General features: G+C 61.7%; 17 protein-coding genes and 1 pseudogene. 7 read left to right on the forward strand and 11 right to left on the reverse strand.

Features of this window, described 5'->3' with window-relative positions; genetic code table 11:
* Positions 1–14: 14 nt before the first annotated feature.
* Positions 15–743, forward strand: coding sequence for an SDR family oxidoreductase (locus B5E41_RS14070; protein WP_088394490.1), 729 nt, complete (start codon positions 15–17; stop codon positions 741–743).
* 42 nt (positions 744–785) lie between these two features.
* Positions 786–1,202: pseudogene (locus tag B5E41_RS14075) on the forward strand (SDR family NAD(P)-dependent oxidoreductase); the annotation flags it as partial.
* Positions 1,203–1,276: 74 nt separating this feature from the next.
* Here the strand turns inward: B5E41_RS14075 and B5E41_RS14080 are convergent.
* Entirely contained in the window at positions 1,277–2,545 is a 1,269-nt protein-coding gene (locus B5E41_RS14080; protein WP_088394492.1) for a D-tagatose-bisphosphate aldolase, class II, non-catalytic subunit, read from the reverse strand.
* Positions 2,546–2,548: 3 nt separating this feature from the next.
* Positions 2,549–3,529, reverse strand: coding sequence for a tagatose kinase (locus tag B5E41_RS14085; protein ID WP_088394494.1), 981 nt, complete (start codon positions 3,527–3,529; stop codon positions 2,549–2,551).
* A 294-nt stretch (positions 3,530–3,823) separates the two neighbouring features.
* On the opposite strand from B5E41_RS14085, the gene B5E41_RS14090 reads away from it, so the two are divergent.
* The 4 genes from B5E41_RS14090 (at position 3,824) to B5E41_RS14105 (ending at position 8,275) form a co-directional block, all read left to right on the forward strand.
* Positions 3,824–5,137 (forward strand): ABC transporter substrate-binding protein, encoded by a 1,314-nt coding sequence (locus B5E41_RS14090; RefSeq protein WP_176439392.1) that lies wholly within the window; start codon positions 3,824–3,826, stop codon positions 5,135–5,137.
* A 103-nt stretch (positions 5,138–5,240) separates the two neighbouring features.
* Positions 5,241–6,011 (forward strand): L-iditol 2-dehydrogenase, encoded by a 771-nt coding sequence (locus B5E41_RS14095; protein ID WP_088394496.1) that lies wholly within the window; start codon positions 5,241–5,243, stop codon positions 6,009–6,011.
* A 31-nt stretch (positions 6,012–6,042) separates the two neighbouring features.
* On the forward strand, positions 6,043–7,053 hold the full coding sequence (locus tag B5E41_RS14100; RefSeq protein ID WP_088394498.1) for a zinc-dependent alcohol dehydrogenase family protein: 1,011 nt from the start codon (positions 6,043–6,045) through the stop codon (positions 7,051–7,053).
* 208 nt (positions 7,054–7,261) lie between these two features.
* Entirely contained in the window at positions 7,262–8,275 is a 1,014-nt protein-coding gene (locus B5E41_RS14105; RefSeq protein ID WP_088394752.1) for a LacI family DNA-binding transcriptional regulator, read from the forward strand.
* Between the two features lie 9 nt (positions 8,276–8,284).
* On the opposite strand, the gene B5E41_RS14110 is transcribed toward B5E41_RS14105, so the two are convergent.
* The 5 genes from B5E41_RS14110 to B5E41_RS14130 all read right to left on the reverse strand — a co-directional run bounded on the left by B5E41_RS14110 (position 8,285) and on the right by B5E41_RS14130 (position 14,061).
* A complete protein-coding gene (locus B5E41_RS14110) occupies positions 8,285–10,174 on the reverse strand; it encodes a bifunctional sugar phosphate isomerase/epimerase/4-hydroxyphenylpyruvate dioxygenase family protein (RefSeq protein ID WP_088394500.1) in 1,890 nt (629 codons plus the stop codon).
* Positions 10,175–10,196: 22 nt separating this feature from the next.
* Positions 10,197–11,057, reverse strand: a complete 861-nt coding sequence (locus tag B5E41_RS14115; RefSeq protein WP_088394502.1) for a shikimate dehydrogenase — start codon at positions 11,055–11,057, stop codon at positions 10,197–10,199.
* A gap of 64 nt (positions 11,058–11,121) precedes the next feature.
* A complete protein-coding gene (locus tag B5E41_RS14120; protein ID WP_088394504.1) occupies positions 11,122–12,138 on the reverse strand; it encodes a TRAP transporter substrate-binding protein in 1,017 nt (338 codons plus the stop codon).
* Positions 12,139–12,206: 68 nt separating this feature from the next.
* Positions 12,207–13,487 (reverse strand): TRAP transporter large permease subunit, encoded by a 1,281-nt coding sequence (locus B5E41_RS14125; RefSeq protein ID WP_088394506.1) that lies wholly within the window; start codon positions 13,485–13,487, stop codon positions 12,207–12,209.
* A gap of 10 nt (positions 13,488–13,497) precedes the next feature.
* Entirely contained in the window at positions 13,498–14,061 is a 564-nt protein-coding gene (locus tag B5E41_RS14130; RefSeq protein WP_088394508.1) for a TRAP transporter small permease, read from the reverse strand.
* A 280-nt stretch (positions 14,062–14,341) separates the two neighbouring features.
* On the opposite strand from B5E41_RS14130, the gene B5E41_RS14135 reads away from it, so the two are divergent.
* Positions 14,342–14,980 carry a TetR/AcrR family transcriptional regulator gene (locus B5E41_RS14135; RefSeq protein WP_064807132.1) on the forward strand — a complete coding sequence of 213 codons (639 nt, stop codon included), beginning with the start codon at positions 14,342–14,344 and terminating at the stop codon, positions 14,978–14,980.
* Between the two features lie 13 nt (positions 14,981–14,993).
* Here the strand turns inward: B5E41_RS14135 and B5E41_RS14140 are convergent, their stop codons facing one another.
* Genes B5E41_RS14140 through B5E41_RS31685 form a run of 4 tightly spaced genes read right to left on the reverse strand, consistent with a single transcriptional unit; the run spans position 14,994 to position 18,419 of the window.
* A complete protein-coding gene (locus tag B5E41_RS14140) occupies positions 14,994–16,016 on the reverse strand; it encodes a sensor histidine kinase (protein ID WP_088394510.1) in 1,023 nt (340 codons plus the stop codon).
* Positions 16,016–16,720 (reverse strand): response regulator, encoded by a 705-nt coding sequence (locus B5E41_RS14145; RefSeq protein ID WP_088394512.1) that lies wholly within the window; start codon positions 16,718–16,720, stop codon positions 16,016–16,018. Before B5E41_RS14145 ends, B5E41_RS14140 begins: the two co-directional genes overlap by 1 nt.
* Positions 16,720–18,264 (reverse strand): DUF4153 domain-containing protein, encoded by a 1,545-nt coding sequence (locus tag B5E41_RS14150; RefSeq protein ID WP_088394514.1) that lies wholly within the window; start codon positions 18,262–18,264, stop codon positions 16,720–16,722. Before B5E41_RS14150 ends, B5E41_RS14145 begins: the two co-directional genes overlap by 1 nt.
* Positions 18,243–18,419: a hypothetical protein gene (locus tag B5E41_RS31685; RefSeq protein ID WP_176439394.1), complete on the reverse strand. Its 177-nt coding sequence runs from the start codon at positions 18,417–18,419 to the stop codon at positions 18,243–18,245. The genes B5E41_RS14150 and B5E41_RS31685 overlap by 22 nt, the downstream gene beginning before the upstream one ends.
* Positions 18,420–18,671 lie beyond the last annotated feature (252 nt).

The following is an 18,671-nucleotide window of genomic DNA, read 5'->3' on the forward strand; positions in this document are numbered from 1 at the left end:
AGCAGAGGAAGAAAATGGGACAGGATCTGTCTGGAAAAGTCGCGGCCGTCACTGGGGCGGCGTCGGGTATCGGCCTGGAGTGCGCCAAGACCATGCTTGCAGCAGGCGCCCGCGTCGTGCTGATCGACCGCAACGAAGAGGCGTTGAGGGATGTCTGCTCGAAACTCGGCGAAAAGGCCATTCCGCTGGTCGTCGATCTCTTGGATCCAAAAAGCGTGGCGCAGATGATGCCTGCTATTCTGGAGAAAGCGGGCCAGCTGGACATTTTCCACGCCAATGCCGGCTCCTATATCGGCGGTGAAGTGCTTGATGGCGATCCCGACGCCTGGGATCGCATGCTCAACCTGAACATCAATGCCGCATTTCGCTCGGTGCACGCCGTCCTGCCGCATATGGTCGGACGCAAGACCGGCGATATCATCCTGACGAGTTCGGTCGCCGGGATGATCCCGGTGGTCTGGGAGCCGATCTATACGGCTTCCAAACACGCGGTCCAGGCCTTTGTCCACACGCTCAGACGCCAGGTCGCCAAGCACGGCTTGCGGGTCGGCGCCGTCGCGCCAGGGCCTGTCGTGACCGCTCTTCTCAGCGATTGGCCGCAGGAGAAGCTCGACGAGGCGCTCGCCGCCGGTGGTCTGATGGAGCCGAAAGAAGTGGCCGAAGCGGTGCTCTTCATGCTGACGCGTCCACGCAACGTCACCATCCGCGACCTCGTCATTCTGCCGCAGAGCACGGACATCTGATGAAGATGTGGCGCCTCCGGCAAGCGCAGAAAGGAAACGGACATGATCTTCGACAGATTTCGTCTGAACGGACAGGTGGCGCTGGTGACCGGCGGGACGCGCGGCATTGGGCTGGCAATCGCCGAAGCGCTCGGCGAGGCAGGCGCCAAGGTCTTCATCGCGGGACGAACGCGCAATGAAGCCGCTGAGGAACGGCTCTCCAGGGCAGGGGTCGATTTCGAGTTCATCGCCGCAGATCTGGCGAAGGAGCGTGCTGCTGACGCGCTCATGACGGAAACCCTTTCGCGGTCCGGCCGGCTCGACATCCTCGTCAACAATGCCGGTATCGCCATTCACGGCAACAGCGGCGAGTTCTCCGATGCCATCTGGCGCGAGATCATGACCGTCAACGTCGACGCCGTCTTCCGCGCCTGCCGGGCCGCGCTCGCGCCCATGCGCCGCCAGGGCGGCGGCGTTTTATACGACGCGGTAAAGCTCGGAGAGGGGAGGGCGGGTTCCCGGCGGCTAAGCCGTTTTTCCTTGCGTTCAGAAGTTCACGGCTTCGTGCCGCAGGCGCTCTGGTAGTCGGCAAGTACGCGGTCGACCGCGGTAATCAATATTGTCTCGGGATCGCCGGCTTCGGCTGGCGAGAGCTGCGGCAGGAACTGGTGCAGCAGCGTCTCCGGAATTGTCTTTCCGCGGAGAGCGGCGAGTAGTGTCTCGAAGGCATTATCCGCCTCGGGGCGGTTCCAGTAGTAGCGGATACGATCGCTGTAGCTGTAGTGCCGCTGCAGACGCAAGGCCGTCTCATCACCGTGATAGTGAGCCTGCCAGTCACCCGGCGCCGACAGCATCACCGCCTCCATCGTTGCGGCCAGCGGCCTGTCGCCGTATCCAGGAACCATCTCGGTCGCGATCATGTCGAGCGCATAGGCGGCCTCGCGCAGCGCGAAGGTCAGGCCGGGGCCGACCTTCAAGATCGGGAAGCCGTCCTGCACCAGCCGCGTCAGCGCATCGCGCGTCTGATAATCAGTGGAATGAGCCTCGAAGACGAATTGCGGTTCCTCGTCGAGCAGTGCGGTCAATTCACTCGCAAGTTCGGGCCTGTAGCCGAAGACGTTCTCGCTGCCGAATTCGACACCCGGCTGGACGACGAAGGCGATGACGCGGGAAAACGCCTCCTCCAACCCAGCCCGCGAAAAGATCTCGCGATGAATGGCGATCGTCGAGCGGGCTGCATCCGGCGCGGTCGGCCGGAGTTCTTCGAGCGCATGGTCGGCGCCGCCCGGCACCGGAACCTCGGTGCCGAGAATATAAAGCGGCGGCGGCACGCCGATCGCTTTCGCCGTCCTTTCGCTGATCTCTGCCAATCCTGCGGCACGTTCGGCGATCGTCCGGTCGTCGAGCACTGCCGGGTCGCCGGCGCAGCCCATCGAGGCGTCGAGATGGATCTTGCCGTATCCGGCTCTGACATAGGCTTCGACCATGAGCTCTGCCTGCTCAAGCGCTGCTTCCGGCGCCTTCTTGCGCCATGGATTGGGACCGAGGTGATCGCCGCCGAAGATCATCTGCGCGGGGTCGAGCCCTTCCTCGGCGGCAATGCGCTCGGCAAAGCGGATGAAGTCTTCCGGCCTCATGCCGGTATAACCGCCGAGATGATTGACCTGGTTGCAGGTCGCCTCGATCAGGACCGGCCCACCATCGCGCACCGCCCGCCGGATGGCAGCCCTGAGGACGAGGGAATGGGCGGAACAGACGGAGGTGATGCCGAAGGGTCTGCCTTCGCGCCGCGCGGCGGCAAGACGGGTCAATATCCGGTCCATCGTCTATCTCCTCGGGGTTTCGGCAATAAAGGCCGTGAGTTCGGCAAGGGCGGAGACTCCTTCCATGGGACCGAGCCGGGTCACGTTGCGTGCACCGGCCGCATTGGCGTGGAGCAGGGCGGCATCCGGCGCCATGCCCTTGCGGCGGCAGGTGAGATAGGCGGCGCCGAAGCAGTCGCCGGCGCCGGTCGGATCGACCTCGTCAACGGTGAAGGCTGCGCAATCGATGCGCGGTAGGCCGCGGCCGAAGAAGGAAGCGCCCTGTTCACCGCGCTTCAGGACGATTTCACCGATGCCGCTCTCCAAAAGCTTGGCGACCGCCGCCGCTTCGTCTGCGCGGCCGGCGGCGGTGAAAAGCTCCTCGCCGGAGGGCAGCAGCAGGTCGGCTGTGGCAAGCACCTGATTGAAGCTGCCCAGCGCGCCGTCATCGGTCAGCAATTCCTTACGAATGTTGGGGTCCAGCGACACCGAACCGCCGCGGGCCTGCACCGTCTCGACGGCATAGAGGATCACCTCGCGGGCACCAGGAATGGTGAGAGCCGTTCCCATGACATGCACGTGGCCGGCACGCCGGACGAGAGCCTCGGCGGCTGAAGTCAAGCCGATCTGGCCGGCCGCGGATCTGGCGATGTTGAAGACGAAATCCCGGGCGCCATTCGGCCGGTAGCGAACGAAAGCACTGCCTGTTGGCCAGTCTTCATGGATTGCGATGGCCGACACGTCGACGCCGTCCTGCCGCAGGCGGTCGACGTTCAGCCGGCCGAAATCGTCATCGCCGACACCGGCGATGATGCCGGCCGCACCGCCCATGCGCGCGACCTGATCGATGAAAATCGCCGGTGCGCCGCTCGGATAGGGACCTGTCAGGGATTGCGGCTCGAGAAAGCCGGTGCCGACTGTGGTCGCCATGATCTCCACCAGGATCTCGCCGACGGTGATCGTCGGTCCGAGCGCTTCCGGCGCAATCGCCCTTTGTGACGGCATCTGCACTCTCCGCATTCATCAAATCTCGATCCGCCGTAACTTGCTTGCGGAAGGCAGTCAAGACGAATTTGACGCGCGATAATTTTAATATTGCAATGCAGCGAATAGAGACTGCTTCATCTTGCGCCGCAGAACGTCCTCCGAGCTGAAGAATGGGCGTACATTTGCATGAGCGCTATAAGATGCGATGGATTTACCTCCCCAAACCCGCTTGACAAGATCGATCAAGTTGGCGGATAGAAGTTTACGCATGTAATTTTATGCGTGAACATCCGTAAAGGAGGAGCGGAGACCATGAGCAAGATCATTTGCATTCTATCTGCATCCGTCGCCTGCCTCGCACTGACCGCCGGACTGGTCGGCGCCGAGGAACTGACGATCGCCACCGTCAACAATGGCGACATGATCATCATGCAGAAACTGTCGCCGGAATGGGAGAAGGAGACCGGCAACAAGGTGAATTGGGTGGTGCTCGAAGAAAATGTCCTGCGCCAGAAGGTGACGACCGACATCGCAACGAAGAGCGGCCAGTACGACATCATCACCATCGGCGGCTATGAGGCGCCGATCTGGGGCAAGCAGGGCTGGCTGGCGCCCGTTGACGATCTCGGCGCCGACTACGACTATGACGACTTGCTCTCTCCGATCAAGACGGGCCTGACCGTCGACGGCAAGCTCTATGCCGTGCCTTTCTATACAGAAAGCTCGTTTACGCTTTACCGCAAGGATCTCTTCGATGCCGCCGGCATCAAGATGCCTGATGAACCGACCTACGACCAGATCAAGGAATATGCGGCCAAGCTGACCGACAAATCGAAGGAACAGTACGGCCTATGCCTGCGCGGTAAGCCCGGCTGGGGCGAGAACATGGCGTTCCTCGGAACCATGATCAACGCCTATGGCGGCCGCTGGTTCGACATGGACTGGAAGCCGCAGATCAATTCCGAGCCGTGGAAGAAGGCAATTACAGATTATGTCGAGCTGATGACCAAATATGGTCCTCCCGGCGTGACTGCGAACGGCTTCAACGAAAACCAGGCGCTGTTTTCGACTGGTCATTGCGCGATGTGGATCGATGCCACGTCGGCTGCCGGCCGCGTCTACGACCCGAAGCAGAGCAAGGTCGCCGACAAGATCGCTTTCACGCGCGCGCCTGTCGCCGTTACCGCGAACGGATCGAGCTGGTCATGGTCCTGGAACCTGGCAATCCCGGCCACCTCGACCAAGCTCGATGCGGCCAAATCCTTCCTGAAATGGGCAACCTCCAAGGACTACGTCAAGAAGGTTGGCGAGACGGAGGGCTGGGTCGCGGTGCCGCCCGGCACCAGAAAATCGACCTACGCCCTGCCGGAATATCAAAAGGCGGCTCCCTTTGCCGATACCGTGCTGAAGGCCATTCTTTCGGCCGACCCGTCCAAGCCGACCAAGGACCCCGTTCCCTATACCGGTGTTCAGTTTGTCGCCATTCCCGAGTTCCAGGGCATCGGCACGAGCGTCGGCCAGCAGATCGCCGCCGCTCTGTCCGGACAGCAATCGGTCGATGCCGCTCTCGACAGTGCTCAGAAACAGGTCGAACGCGACATGAAGAAGGCCGGCTACCCGAAGTAAGCCTTTCATCCTCGCGGTCTGCCGCGAGTTCCTCCCGGAAAGGTCAGGCGGCTAGCGTCATTTCGCACTACCGGCGTCTGCGCCGGCTGAACTGGAGAACGACATGAGACTGAAAGACAAGGTCGCCCTCATCACCGGCGGCGCGCGCGGCATCGGCCTCGGTTTTGCCGAAGCCTTCGTCAAGGAAGGCGCCAAGGTCGTGATTGCCGATATCGATATCGAGCGGGCAACGAAGTCCGCCGCCGCGATCGGCCCTGTTGCCAAGGCGATGAAGCTCGACGTCACGGAACTGTCGGCCATCGACACTCTCGTTGCACAGGTCGACAAGGAGTTCGGCGGTATAGACATCCTCGTCAACAATGCCGCCATCTTCGACATGGCCCCGGTCAACGAGATCACCGAGGCCAGCTACGACAAGGTCTTCTCGATCAACCTGAAGGGGCCGCTCTTCATGATGAAGGCCGTCTCGAACGTCATGATCAACCGGGGCAGGGGCGGCAAGATCATCAATATGGCCAGCCAGGCCGGACGGCGCGGCGAGGCGCTGGTGCTTTTATACTGCGCTTCCAAGGCGGCGATCATCTCGGCGACACAGTCGGCAGCACTGGCGCTCGTCAAATACGGCATCAACGTCAATGCGATCGCCCCCGGCGTCGTCGACGGCGAGCATTGGGATATCGTCGATGCGCATTTTGCCAAATGGGAGGGGCTGAAGCCTGGCGAGAAGAAGGCTGCCGTCGCCAAATCCGTTCCGATCGGCCGCTTCGCCACACCCGACGACATCAAGGGCCTCGCCGTCTTCCTCGCCTCATCGGACAGCGACTATATCCTTGCCCAGACTTACAATGTCGACGGCGGCAACTGGATGAACTGATCGCCCTCGCGCAAGACGTCTGGAGTCTGAGATGGAAGCCATCTGCTATACCGAGAAGGGCATCGCGGTCACCAAGGCGCTGCCGCTGCCGGAACTGCGGCCCGGCCATGCGCTTGTGCGCGTGCGCGCCGCCGGTCTTTGCCACACCGATATCGACGTCCTCTACGGCCGTTACGGCGAGGGCCGCTTTCCGCTGGTCCCCTGTCATGAATATGCCGGCGTGATCGAGGCCGTGGCCGGCGATGTCTCCGGCCGTGCCGTCGGCGCCCGTGTCGTCGTCGATCCCAATCTTCCCTGCGGGCAGTGCCGGGCCTGCCGCAAGGGACTGACCAATCTCTGCCGCGATCTGAAGGCCTATGGGGTCACGGAGGACGGCGGTTTTGCCGAATACAGCCTGGTCAGGACCGATCACCTGCATGAGATCGGCGATCTCGACTTCAATCTCGCCGCGCTCGCCGAGCCGCTCGCCTGCGTTTTGAACGGCCTTGGCAGCGCCGGATTGCGGGCCGGTCCGGCGGGAACGGAAACGGCGCTCGTCTTCGGCGCCGGGCCGATCGGACTGCTGCTGGCGCTTTCCCTGAAGGCCGAAGGCGTTTCGTCGGTAACGGTTGCCGATATCAACGAGGGCCGCCTGGCCTTTGCCGAGCGGCTGGGACTGGAGACGGCCGTCTCCGGCTCCGAAGCGCTCGCCGGCCGCCGCCGCTCTTTCGATTTCGTTGCCGATGCAACCGGCATTGCCCGCGTCGTCGAAAGCATGATCGACTTTACCGCCGATGGTGGCACGGTTCTGGTCTTCGGCGTCTGCGCCCCCGACCAGCGCATTTCCATCGCGCCCTTCGAGATCTTCCGACGCCAGATCCGCTTCGCCGGCTCCCACTCGCTGAACCGCAACATTCCCCGGGCGCTCGACGTTCTTAGAAGAGATACCGGCGCCATGGCGCAGCTGGTCTCCCACCGGCTGCCGCTTGGCGAAGTGCTTCCCTTTATCACCAAAAAGTCCGCCGATCCGGCAACGATGAAGGTGCAGTTCTCCATAGACTAAAGCACGTGGCGATCTTTCAGATTCGCTCCCCGTGCTTTAGGTCTTTGTTTTTACGCCTGTCGTTATCGCAAAACCGCGCACACTTTTGCGCGACACGCTTTAGGTTCAGGTGATCGACAGGGCCGCTTTTCGTCCGGCGATGAGTCATCTAGAAACCGTCGGAGACGCCGCGTCAGGAGATCAGATGGTGGGAAAGAGGATCAAAACCATGGAGGACTTTTCGGAGTTCGTCGGCTTGTCGCGTCCCACCGTCTCGAAATATTTCAGCGATCCGATGTCGGTGCGCCAGAAGACACGGGAAGCAATCGAGCAGGCGCTGAAGAAATCGGGTTTCCGGCCGAATATCTTCGCCGTCAACCTCAACCGGCGGCGCAGCAACATTCTCGGCGTCATCATCCCCAATTCCACCGATCCCTTCTATATGGCGCTGACCCGCCGTATCGAGATGATCGCCAATGAGTCCGGGTTCCTCGCCTTCGTCCTGTCGTCAGACGGCAAGGCTGAAATGGAGGATCGGGCGATCAAGACGCTGAAATCGATGAATGTCGCCGGCGCGATCATCGCGCCGCTTGGCGTCGAATCTCATCACGCCACGCTCGACGAGCTTGGCCGCAGCGTACCGCTCATCTATGTCGATTCGCCGCTCGACGAGACATCCTCCTTCGTCGGCACGAACAACCGGCAGAGTTTCAACCTGATCGTTGATTATCTCTGCCGCTCGGGCGAGCCGCCATGCTATTTCGGCATGCCGCATGTCAATACCAATGCCTTGACCCGCCAGACGGCCTATCTGGAAGCGATGGACCAGTTCAAGATGGCGCCCAGCATTGTCGAGCTGACAGACAGCAAGAGCTGGGACTTCGAGCGCTTCGGCTTCGAGGAAGCGACCCGCATCCTGACGTCGGGGCAGGGCTTTCCGACGCGCACTGTGCTCTGCGCCAACGACCGCGTCGCCTTCGGCGTCATCGCCGCTGCATTCCAGCTCGGCCTCAAGGTCGGCCACGGCGCCAATTACGACTTGCGGGTCGCGGGACATGACGATCACCCCCTGTCGCGCTACGCCTGCCCCCCGATCACGACGGTGGCACAGAATTATAACGAGATCGGCCGGCTCGCGATCGAAATGCTGCTCGGCAGGCTCGGCGAAGGCGAGGGGCTTGCCACCACGCCGGCGGCCCGTATTCTTCTCAATGCCGAGCTCATGCTGCGGACCTCGGCCTGACATCGCATCTCAGGCGCGGGGCAGTCCCGGCGGCCGCAAATGTTTCCTCAGTGCGGCAATCCTGAAGATGGCGTTCGCGGCGCCATAGCCGCGGTAACCGCGCCGCTCGACGATCTCGAAGAACAGACCCTCGCCATAGGTCGGGCTGTAGAGCTGGAAATATTCGCCTGAGTCATCGCGGTCATAGAGAATGTTGTTGGCCTTGAGGCGATCGGCGAATTCGGCGTCGAGGCCGAAGCGGGCTTCGAGATCGTCATAATAATTCGACGAAATCGTAAGCGACACGAAACCGTTTGCAGCAAGAGCGGCGGCGGTCGCGAAGATGTCGTCGGTCCTGAAGGCGAGATGCTGGATGCCGGAGCCGAAGGTTTCGGCAATGAAACGGCCGGCGAGCGTATTGCGGTTTTCCGCGCCGTTCATCGTGATGCGCAAAGAGCCTTGCGCATTCTCCACCACCTGGCTGTGGACGATGCCGGAGGGATCAACGATATCGACCATCGGCGTCTTCTCAGCTTCGATGAGCGAGGTGTAGAACAGCAGCCAGGTCAGCAGCTCCTCATACTTCATCGTCTGCGCCATATGGTCGATCGATTGCAATCCGGCCGGCTGCGGCGCGGCGTCGTCTTCGATCGCATCGAATTCGATCTCCCAGATGCGGGCAAGCTCGCTCTTGCGGTCGAGGAAATAGAGGACGCCGCCACCGACGCCGCGGACCGCCGGCATCTCGATTTCGCCGGCATCGAGCGATTGGGAGAACCGTTCGGCGCCCAGCGCCATCGCGCGCTGCAAGGCCGCCTTGGCATCGTCGACCATCAGGCCGGCGGCGTAGGCGGAAGTGCCATGGACGGCGTAGGAGGCGCTGGCAAAGCCTTTCCGCTCGGTATTGATCACGAGATTGATGGCGCCCTGGCATAAGACCGTCACCCGCTTGGTCTTGTGTTTGGCCGCCTTGAGAAAACCGAGGCTCGCAAACAGCGCCTCGAGCTCCGGCGCCTCGTCTTCATCGGCGGTGAACTCGACGAAGGCGATGCCCTCGACGGCAACGCGCGGCGGCATTGAAGGCACCGGCAGAGCGCTCTCCGGCTGCTCACGCTTCACCTGATCGCCGAGATAGATCAGCGAACGACGGCCGTCGACGGCGATCGCGCTTGGCGAACCGCCGCGGAACTGATCGTTGAAGATCTCCAGCGAGAGATAGCCGTCATAGCCGGTTGCGGCAACGGCCTTCATGAAACCGAGCACCGGCAGGTCGCCTTCACCCGGCATGTTGCGGAAGTGCCGGCTCCAATAGAGCAGATCCATATCGATCACCGGCGCATCGGCAAGCTGAATGATGAAGATCTTTTCCTTCGGGATCGACCGGATCGAGTTGACGTCGATCTTGCGCGACAGCGTGTGAAAGCTGTCGAGAATCAGGCCGATATTCGGATGATCGGCCCGCCGGACGATCTCCCAGGCATCGCGATGGTCGTGTATGTGGCGGCCCCAGGCGAGCGCCTCATAGCCAACGCGCAGGCCGCGTTTGGCGGCGCGCTCGCCGAGTTCACGAAAATCCGCCGCCGCCCGGTCGAGACCGCCGAGTGATGCCGGCGAGACGTTGGAGCAGACCAGCACGAGATCGGTGCCCATTTCCTGCATGAGGTCGAATTTGCGCTCCGCCCGGTCGAAGGTGCGGCTGCGCAGCGGCTCAGGCATGCCTTCGAAATCGCGGAACGGCTGAAAGAGCGTGATCTCCATGCCGAGATCGCGCACCATCCGGCCGACCTCCTTCGGGCTTTCGTCGAAGATCAGGAAGTCGTTCTCGAAGATCTCAACCCCGTCGAAGCCGGCCTTGGCGATCGCCTCCAGCTTGTCGCGGAGGTCGCCGCTCAGCGAAACAGTCGCAATCGATGTCTTCATCGCAGTGGTCCTTGCGAGAGCGTTAAGTCGTCATGGTCTTGAAATGCGCAAGCATGCGACCGGCATCCGGCTCCCTGCCGGTAATCAGGCGAAAGGCGCCGACCGCCTGAAAGACAGCCATGCCGCCGCCATCGAGCGTCGGGCAACCGCGCTGCCTCGCCTTCCGCAATAGCTCGGTCTCCAGGGGGAAGTAGACGATTTCAGCAACCCAATGCCGCCTTTCCAGAAGTTCTGGCGGAAGCGGCGTGCCGGGATATTTGGCCATGCCGGTCGGCGTCGCGTGGATCAGCCCGGATGCCGCCTTCATCGCGGCCTCGAGGTCGCCGCCGGCAGTGATCGACGCATCGGGAAAGAGCGCGGACATCGTTTCCGCCAGATCGACGGCGCGCTCATGCTCACGATCGAAGACCGTCAGTCTCTTCAGGCCGAGGGTCAGGATCGCATAGGCGGTTGCGACACCCGCTCCACCCGCTCCGAGCTGCACGGCCGAGGAAAGATCGGCCTGCGGCAGCCCGCGCCGGAAGCTCTCGGCGAAGCCCCACCAATCGGTATTATGCCCGAAGCGCTTGTTGTCCTTCAGAACGACCGTATTGACGGCGCCGAGCGCCCGGGCTTCCGGCGACAGCTCGTCGAGCAGGGCAATGACGAGCTGCTTGCAGGGATGGGTGATGTTGAGGCCGGCAAGAGCACGCTCTTCGGCATCCGCGACCAGCCGCGAAAGATCGGCAGGCGAGGCATTCAGCTTGACGAGATCGATCAGCTCATAATCGTAATCCAGCCCCTGCGCCGCACCTTCCTCCATATGCATGGCAGGCGTCAGCGAAGCCTGGATGCCGGAGCCGATCAGCCCGGCCTTCAACGGTTTCAGCAGTGTCTCGGCCATGCGCCAGTTCCCGTTTCTCTTGTGATGGGAAAGGCCCGCAGGATCGCTGCGGGCCCTGATCCGCTTACTTGCCGCGAACCGTGTCGAGCTCCTTGAAGAGCTGCGTGACGGTCTCCGCGCCGATCTCAGCCGTGAACTTGTCGATCAGCGGCTTGACGGCGTCGCGCAGCTTCTGCGTCTCTTCGGGGCTGAGTTCGGCGACTTCCATGCCGGTCTTCTTGATTTCCGCGATCGCGTTGGCATCCTTTTCCCTGGACACCTTGCGCTGATAGTCGCGGGCTTCCGTCGCGGCGGACTGGAAGACCGCCTTTTCCTCATCGTTCAGACCATCCCAGAACTTCTTGCTGATGAGCACGATCTGCGGATTGTACTGGTGACGGGTGATCGTCATGTACTTCTGCACTTCGAAGAATTTGGCATTGATGATGTTGGCGGCCGGGTTCTCCTGGCCGTCGACGGTGCCGGTCTCAAGCGCTGTATAGAGCTCCGTATAGGGCAGCGGCACGGCATTGGCCCCGAGGCTGTTGAAGAGTTCGATCGGGATCGGCGACTGGATCGTGCGGATCTTCAGGCCCTTGATATCCTCGAGCTTGGTGACGGGATGACGGTTGTTGGTGAGGTTACGGAAGCCGAGCTCCCAATAGGCGAGACCGACGAGGCCGGTATCGGGCAGAAGCTTCATCAGGCTCGTGCCGAACGCGCCGTCCATCACCTTGTCCGCCTCTTCGCCGCTGTTGAAGAGAAAGGGTAGGTCGACGGCGCCGAACTGCTTGACGTTGCTGGCGAGAATGCCGGCGTTGAGCACGGTCATCTCGATGACGCCGCCCTGCAGCGCCGACACCGTCTGAACGTCGCCGCCGAGCACACCGCCCGGAAACAGCTTGACCTCGATCTTGCCGCCGCTCTTTTCCTTCATCAGCTCGGCAAACTTCTCCATGCCCATCACCTGGGGATGGCCCTTGTTGTTGGCAGCGGCGAATTTGAGGCTGTGTTCGCGGATTTCGGCCATTGCAGGGCCGCTTGCCAGGAGGGCAATCGGCAGGGCCAGCCCCAGAGCCAGTTTCGTCAATCTAGTCAGCATGTTTTCCTCCCAGGATGAGGCCGGCATCTCCCTCCGGCCATGTTGAAATTCCATCGCCGCAGGCGAAGTCAGTGCCCGAACCAGGCGACCGGCGCGGTCACCAGTGTGGGAAAAAGGACGAGCAGAAAAAGAACGATCAGTTCGGCGATCATGAAGGGAATGACGCCCTTCATCAGATCCTCCATCGAGAGCTTCGACACGCCGCAGATGACGTTGAGAACCGTGCCGACCGGCGGCGTTATCAGCCCGATCGAATTATTGATGATGAACAGCACGCCGAAATAGACCGGATCGATCCCCGCCTGCTTGATGATAGGCATCAGCACCGGCGTCATGACCAGGATCGTCGGCGTCATGTCCATGGCGGTGCCGACGACGACGATCAGCACCATGATGGCAAGCAGCAGCAGTGTCTGATTATCCATCAGCGGTTCGACGAGAGCGGCGAGTTCGCCGGGCACGTCGGCGACGGTGATCAGCCATGCCGAAACGGCGGCGCAGGCCACCAGGAACATCACCACTGAGGTGATTTTCGCGGCCGCGACGAAGACCTCGAACAGCCGCGACGGCGGCAGTTCCCGATAGACGACCATCGATACGAAGAGCGAATAGACAGCCGCGACGACACCGGCTTCAGTCGGCGTGAACACGCCGAATTTCAGGCCGAAGATGATGATCAGGGGAAGCATCAGCGCCCAGATGCTCTCGGCGAATGCCTTCATCCGCACCGCGCTGCTTTGCTTCGGCGGAAGGGCGAACTGCTCCTTGCGCGCCACGATCAGCCAAGTGACACAAAGGGCCGCGCCGATCATCAGGCCTGGAAAAATGCCGGCCAGGAACAGCTTGGTGATCGAGACCCCGCCGATGACGCCATAAAGGATGAAGCCTATCGAGGGCGGGATGATCGGGCCGATGATCGAGGCGGAAGCGAGCAGGCCGCCGGCGCGAGCCGGATCATGGCCCGATTTCAGCATCATCGGGAAGAGCAGGGCGCCAAGCGCGGCCGCATCGGCGACGGCCGATCCGGAAAGGCTCGACAACACACAGGCCGCGAAGATGGCAACAAAGCCGAGGCCGCCCCTGATATGGCCGACCATGGCCATGGCGAGATTGACGATGCGGCGCGAAAGGCCGCCTGTGTTCATCACCTCGCCGGCGAGAAGGAAGAAAGGCACGGCCATCAGCGGAAAGCTGTCGGCGCCGTTCAGCACGTTCTGCGCGACGATCTGCGCATCGAACATGCCGAGATACATCATCAGCGCCACGCCTGTAATGATGAGGGCAAAGGCGATCGGAACGCCGAGCGCCATCGGACCGAGAAGGGCGCCGAGGAAGATCGTGACAGTCATGACGCGCTCCTCAGTGCTTCGGCTTCAGAACGGGGAATACCGTCTGCGCGGGATCTTCAAGTGCCGCCTGTTCCTCGCTGTCGCGCACAAGCTCGGCGGTCGTCACGTCGATGCGGTCGGTCACGATGGCAAAAGCATCCCACAGAAGGATGAAAAAGGCCGGCACGCCAAAGGCGAGCCCCGCGCCGTAGAAGACGCCCATCGAAATGCCAGTCGCCGGGGCCGAGACGTGAAGGTTGATTAGCGTCTGGGCCCAGCTGCCGCTGATCATCAGCCAGGTGGCGACCAGCATCATTCCATAGCCGAGGAGCACGGCGAGCTTCGCGAGGGTTTTCGGGAGGCGGACGATGAGGGAGTCGACGCCGAGATGGGCATGCTCGCGCATTGCCACCACCGCGCCGAGGAAAGTCAGCCATATGAAGAAGATACGCGACAGCTCTTCCGACGAGGTGATGCCTTGGTTGAAGGCATAACGCAACACGACGTTCCCGAAGACGAGGACGACCATGCCCGCCAGTAACAGAGCGATCGTTGCTTTCAGCGCGAAGAAATAAAAGTCGATAATACGGGTCATTCGCTCCTCCAAGCGCGGCCTTGTCTAGGCCGTCCGCCGACCATCCGTCAGACATGCGAAAGCGTGCCGTGACCGAACAATTGCCGTCGCGATCAATTCCTCCATTGTCGCGATTCCAAAATGTACTAACTAGTTCGTATGTCAAGCGTCATCTATTGAAACATGCAGCCAAGATGAATAAGACTGACGAAAAGACAGATGGAGACGTTCGCGTCGAACGCCGGCCACAGTCTGAATTCCTTATGCACGACAACAAGTTAGAGGATCGGCAATCAGGCTCATGGCGGAACGGGGCGAAAACGGCCGGAAGAACGATCCACAGCAGACGAAGGAAGATATCCTCCTCGTCGCAACGGAGGAATTCTCCACCCATGGGCTTGCCGGCGCCCGCGTCGACGCGATCGCCGAGAAGACGCGCACCTCGAAGCGGATGATCTATTACTATTTCGGCAGCAAGGAAGGGCTCTATCTTGCCGTCCTCGAGCAGTCCTACCGCAAGATACGCTCGCTGGAATCCGATCTACATCTGTCCAATCTCGAGCCGGAAGAGGCGTTGAGGACGCTGATCTCAACGACTTTCGATCATGACGAGGCCAATCCTGACTTCGTTCGTCTCGTCAGCATCGAGAACATCCATCATGCCGCCCATATGCTTCGCTCCGAGGCGATCCGCGATCTCAACGTCTCGGTCATCGAAACCATCGCCGGCATTTTGCAGCGCGGCTTCGACCAGGGCGTCTTCCGGCGGAACGCCGACCCGATCGACATCCATATGATGATCAGCGCCTTCTGCTTCTTCCGCGTCTCGAACCGCTATACGTTCGGCACGATCTTCCGGCGCAACCTATCGGACAGCGACACCATCGAGCGCCATCGCGGAATGATCGCCGATGCCGTCGTCAGCTATCTGAAAAGCTGACGGCGCGGTCTCCTCAGCCGCGCTGGGAAAGCAAGGGCATCGCAATTTCGAATTCGGCGCCGGCGCCGGTCGTCTGCCGAAGGTGGATCGTGCCGCCGTGGGAGCTGAGCATGGCATGGACGATGCCGAGCCCCATGCCGGTGCCGCCCTCTTCGCGGCGGGTCGAGAAGAACGGCTGAAAGATGCGGTCGCGGTTTGCCTCGGAAATACCGCTGCCATCGTCACGGACGAGAATGAGTGCTGTTCGGGCGTCGGCCGACACGGTGAATTCAAGCAGCGCGGCGCCGTGCTGCAGGGCGTTGTCGGCAAGGTTGGCGAAAACGATGATGGCAGCCTCGTCGGGAAGCGCAATCAATGTCTCCGTATCGCCTTTCCCTGAGATATCAAGAGCGGGAAATCGCTGGCACAGTAGGGCCATGACGCTTGCAATGCTGGCTCCGCCCCCGGTCATCGGCATTTCCGCCTGTGCAAGTTCCCTCAGCCGCTGCAGCAGCGCGTCGAGACGGACAGCGTCGGCGGCGATGTTGTCCAGAAAGTGCAGGCGTTGCGCCTTCGTCATCGCTCTGTCGGCATCATCATCACGCAGAAGCTCCGCCGCGCCCCGAATGGCTGTCAGGGGCGATTTCAACTCGTGGGACACATGAGCGGCAAAGGAGCGGACATATTCGGTGCGGTCGACCAGTTTTCCCGCGAGATCGAGGAAACTCTGCGACAAGACGGCGATCTCCCGCGTCCCATAGCTTTCAAGCGGACGGATCGCTGCCTTGCCGCCGCGGGCGATCTCATCCGTCCGGGCGATCAGGGCGTCGATGGGACCGGTGATGGTGCGCGTCAGCACGTAGGCGACGGCGAGCGTCAACACGAGGACGACGACGAGGGCGATGATTTCCACCGGCTCCATCCGGTTCGCGCTCGCCTCCGTGGCGCGAAACCAGATGACGATCAGGACAGGCAGCGCCATCACCGTGAGAAGCACCGCGTAGACGATCAGCGCCAGCGGCGGCCGCCATTTCACCCGGACTTTCGGCGCCGGCATCACGCCTTCCTCCCGATTTCACCGCCGAGCTTGAAGCCGATGCCGTGAACGGTTGCGATGACCCCGGAGCCGCCGACGGCGGCCAACTTGGCCCTGATATTGCGGATATGGCTGTCGATCGTGCGATCGGCGACATAGGTGCCGGCGCCGTAGGCCGCCTCCATCAATTGCTCGCGGCTGAAGACCATACCGGGCCGTAACAGCAATGCGTCCAGGATGGCGAATTCGAGCGCCGTCGTCGCAACAGCGCTCTTGTCGAACATAACGGTCCTGCCGGCGCGATCCAGGCTGAGCTCGCCGGCGACGAGCGTGACGTGGCGCCTATCCGGCCCCGCTTCGTTGCCGCTGCGCTTCAGGATCGCCTTCACCCGCGCCACGAGTTCACGCGGGCTGAAGGGCTTCGTCACATAGTCGTCCCCGCCGATTTCGAGGCCCAATATCCTGTCAATCTCCTCGTCGCGCGCCGACAGAAACAGGATCGGTAGTCCTGACGTCGTGCGGATCTGACGGCAGACTTCCAGACCGTCCATACCGGGCATGCCGATGTCGAGAATGATCAGATCGATGTTGCCGCGGCGGAAGGCCGCCATCGCCTCCGCACCGTTGCGGGCCGCCATCGACGCCAAGTTCGCGCGTTCAAGGGCGAAACAGATCACATCGCGGATGTGAGGTTCGTCATCGACGACGAGAATACGGGGCGCCATCACCAGTCCTGCGTTGGTTTGTCGTGCCTGTTGTTATCGTTCTCGTTCGATCTTGCAATGGTCGCAGGAGACAGAAGATAGTTCTCCAGTCGCGCCGCCCGGAAGGTCCAGTTCCGCCAGCCGCTCCGGCGCATCCCGAAATTCCTGGAGAGATAATACCGAGCTGTCACCGCTTCGCTCCTCTGGTCGATCAGGTGGTCCGGCAGCTTGCGGAGATAGAGATCGAGCGCCGGTATGACGGAGGGGCCAAGCGAGGAGAGATAAGCAAGGTCGAGCGGCGGACCCTCCCGAGTGATCTCCTGGCTGTGGGCGACGTTGAAGCGAGCGATGAAAGCCGGAAAGTCGATGAAGGCGCTGATATAGAGAACCGTCACAAGAGAGGCGAGGTTCATTGCGATCAGCCATTCGTTGGATCGGTTGAGCAGAATGCGCAGCAGGATGAGCACGAGACCGATGGCGACGAGCCCCATCCAGAGACCGGCGGCAACACGCAGTTCCGTCAGCGAATAGGCTTCGATGTAAAGCCCAAGACGCAGCATCGACGACAGGCAGAGAAGGACGTTCTGAGCGATCCAGGCGTGGACAAGGCCGCGGATGAGCGGACTATAGTCGCCGGGTCCGCCGCGTCGCATCGCAACGAGGACAAAACCGGCGGCCAGAAGCGCCGTCGCAATCAGGGGATAGGCGCCGCGATGTGCATATTCAGCATGACTCATGTGATCCGGCAGATCCACGCCACCCCAGAGATAGACGAGATCGAGGAGCGTCTGCACCGCAAAGACGGCATTGAACAGGGCGAGCGACCGCAGCAGCGAGGCGTGGCCGAGCGGTGCATTCCTGGCGGGCACGATCATGAACGTCCTGCCGGCCTGCGACCGCGCAGCACGCCGCTTCAAGCGCGGCCGCAGCATCGCCCAAACCACGATGGCGGTCATCAGCCAGAAGCCTATCCGCCAATGATCGAGGAACTGCAGCAGAACGCCGAAATCGACGCTCCGCAGCGCAATCTCGATAAGCGGGTTCGCAGCCGCAAAGAGAGACACGAAAACCGCTGCGAGAACGACAGGCATGATCCAAAGACCGATGCCCTGTCGAACGCTGACAAGGGAGAGGCGTCTGCCCGGCTTCGCAAGATATTTCTTGATGCTCTCGACAAGTCGCAAAGGAATGACGAGAGCGAACCGAAGAAATACCGGGGGCAGGGCTGCTAGCCGACGAGGCATCAGGTCGGCGCTGACGAGAGCGACCGACATCAGCCCACCGACGCAAAAGGCAAGGCCCGTGAGTGAGGGCGCTTCCAGCAGGGGCGCCGAAGCCAGGACCAGAAAGCCCACGAGAAGAGCCGCTGTCGAAGGCGATGGCGGCTTGCGCGCCGAGAACAGAATGCCGACGCAGACCGCAACAGCAAAGAGAAAAAGATTGATCCCGGGCGCGTGACCGAAGATCAGAAAATCGGCAAGCGCCACCAGCGCAAGCAGCGCGGCGACCCGGCCGCTGCCGCGCCTGATGGGCAGCGGTTGTGTCAGGATGTCGGCTGTGTCCATTGGTGCTCCTCTTGCGGATGCCCATTTTCAATCATGATGAGCGTATTTCCCAGCCTTGCCTCGATAGGAACCTCGGTCAGCCACCACCCGTCCTTGCGCAGGCGATCCGGCAAGGTTGGCGATGTGACGCGCGGCGGGGTGTCGTTTTTGCTCATGACGGGAAGATGCCCCGCCGGATTGCAGATTTTGTGCAGAGAGCGAGGAGCAATTCAGGAGATTGTCCGATCGGGAAGTCATGGAGGGTCGCTCCCGCTCACAACGGGCGTGACGACGGATGGGAATTCCCCGATCCCTCCGGAGCGCGACAACGAACGTCACCCGATCAGGTGATGCTTCTGCCGGTTCAAGGGGATGGCAAGTCGAAATGAACTAAGGAAGCGGGGAATATCGCCGGTCGGCGAGCGAGG

It is taken from the genome of Rhizobium esperanzae, assembly GCF_002204185.1.
GTDB lineage: Bacteria > Pseudomonadota > Alphaproteobacteria > Rhizobiales > Rhizobiaceae > Rhizobium > Rhizobium esperanzae.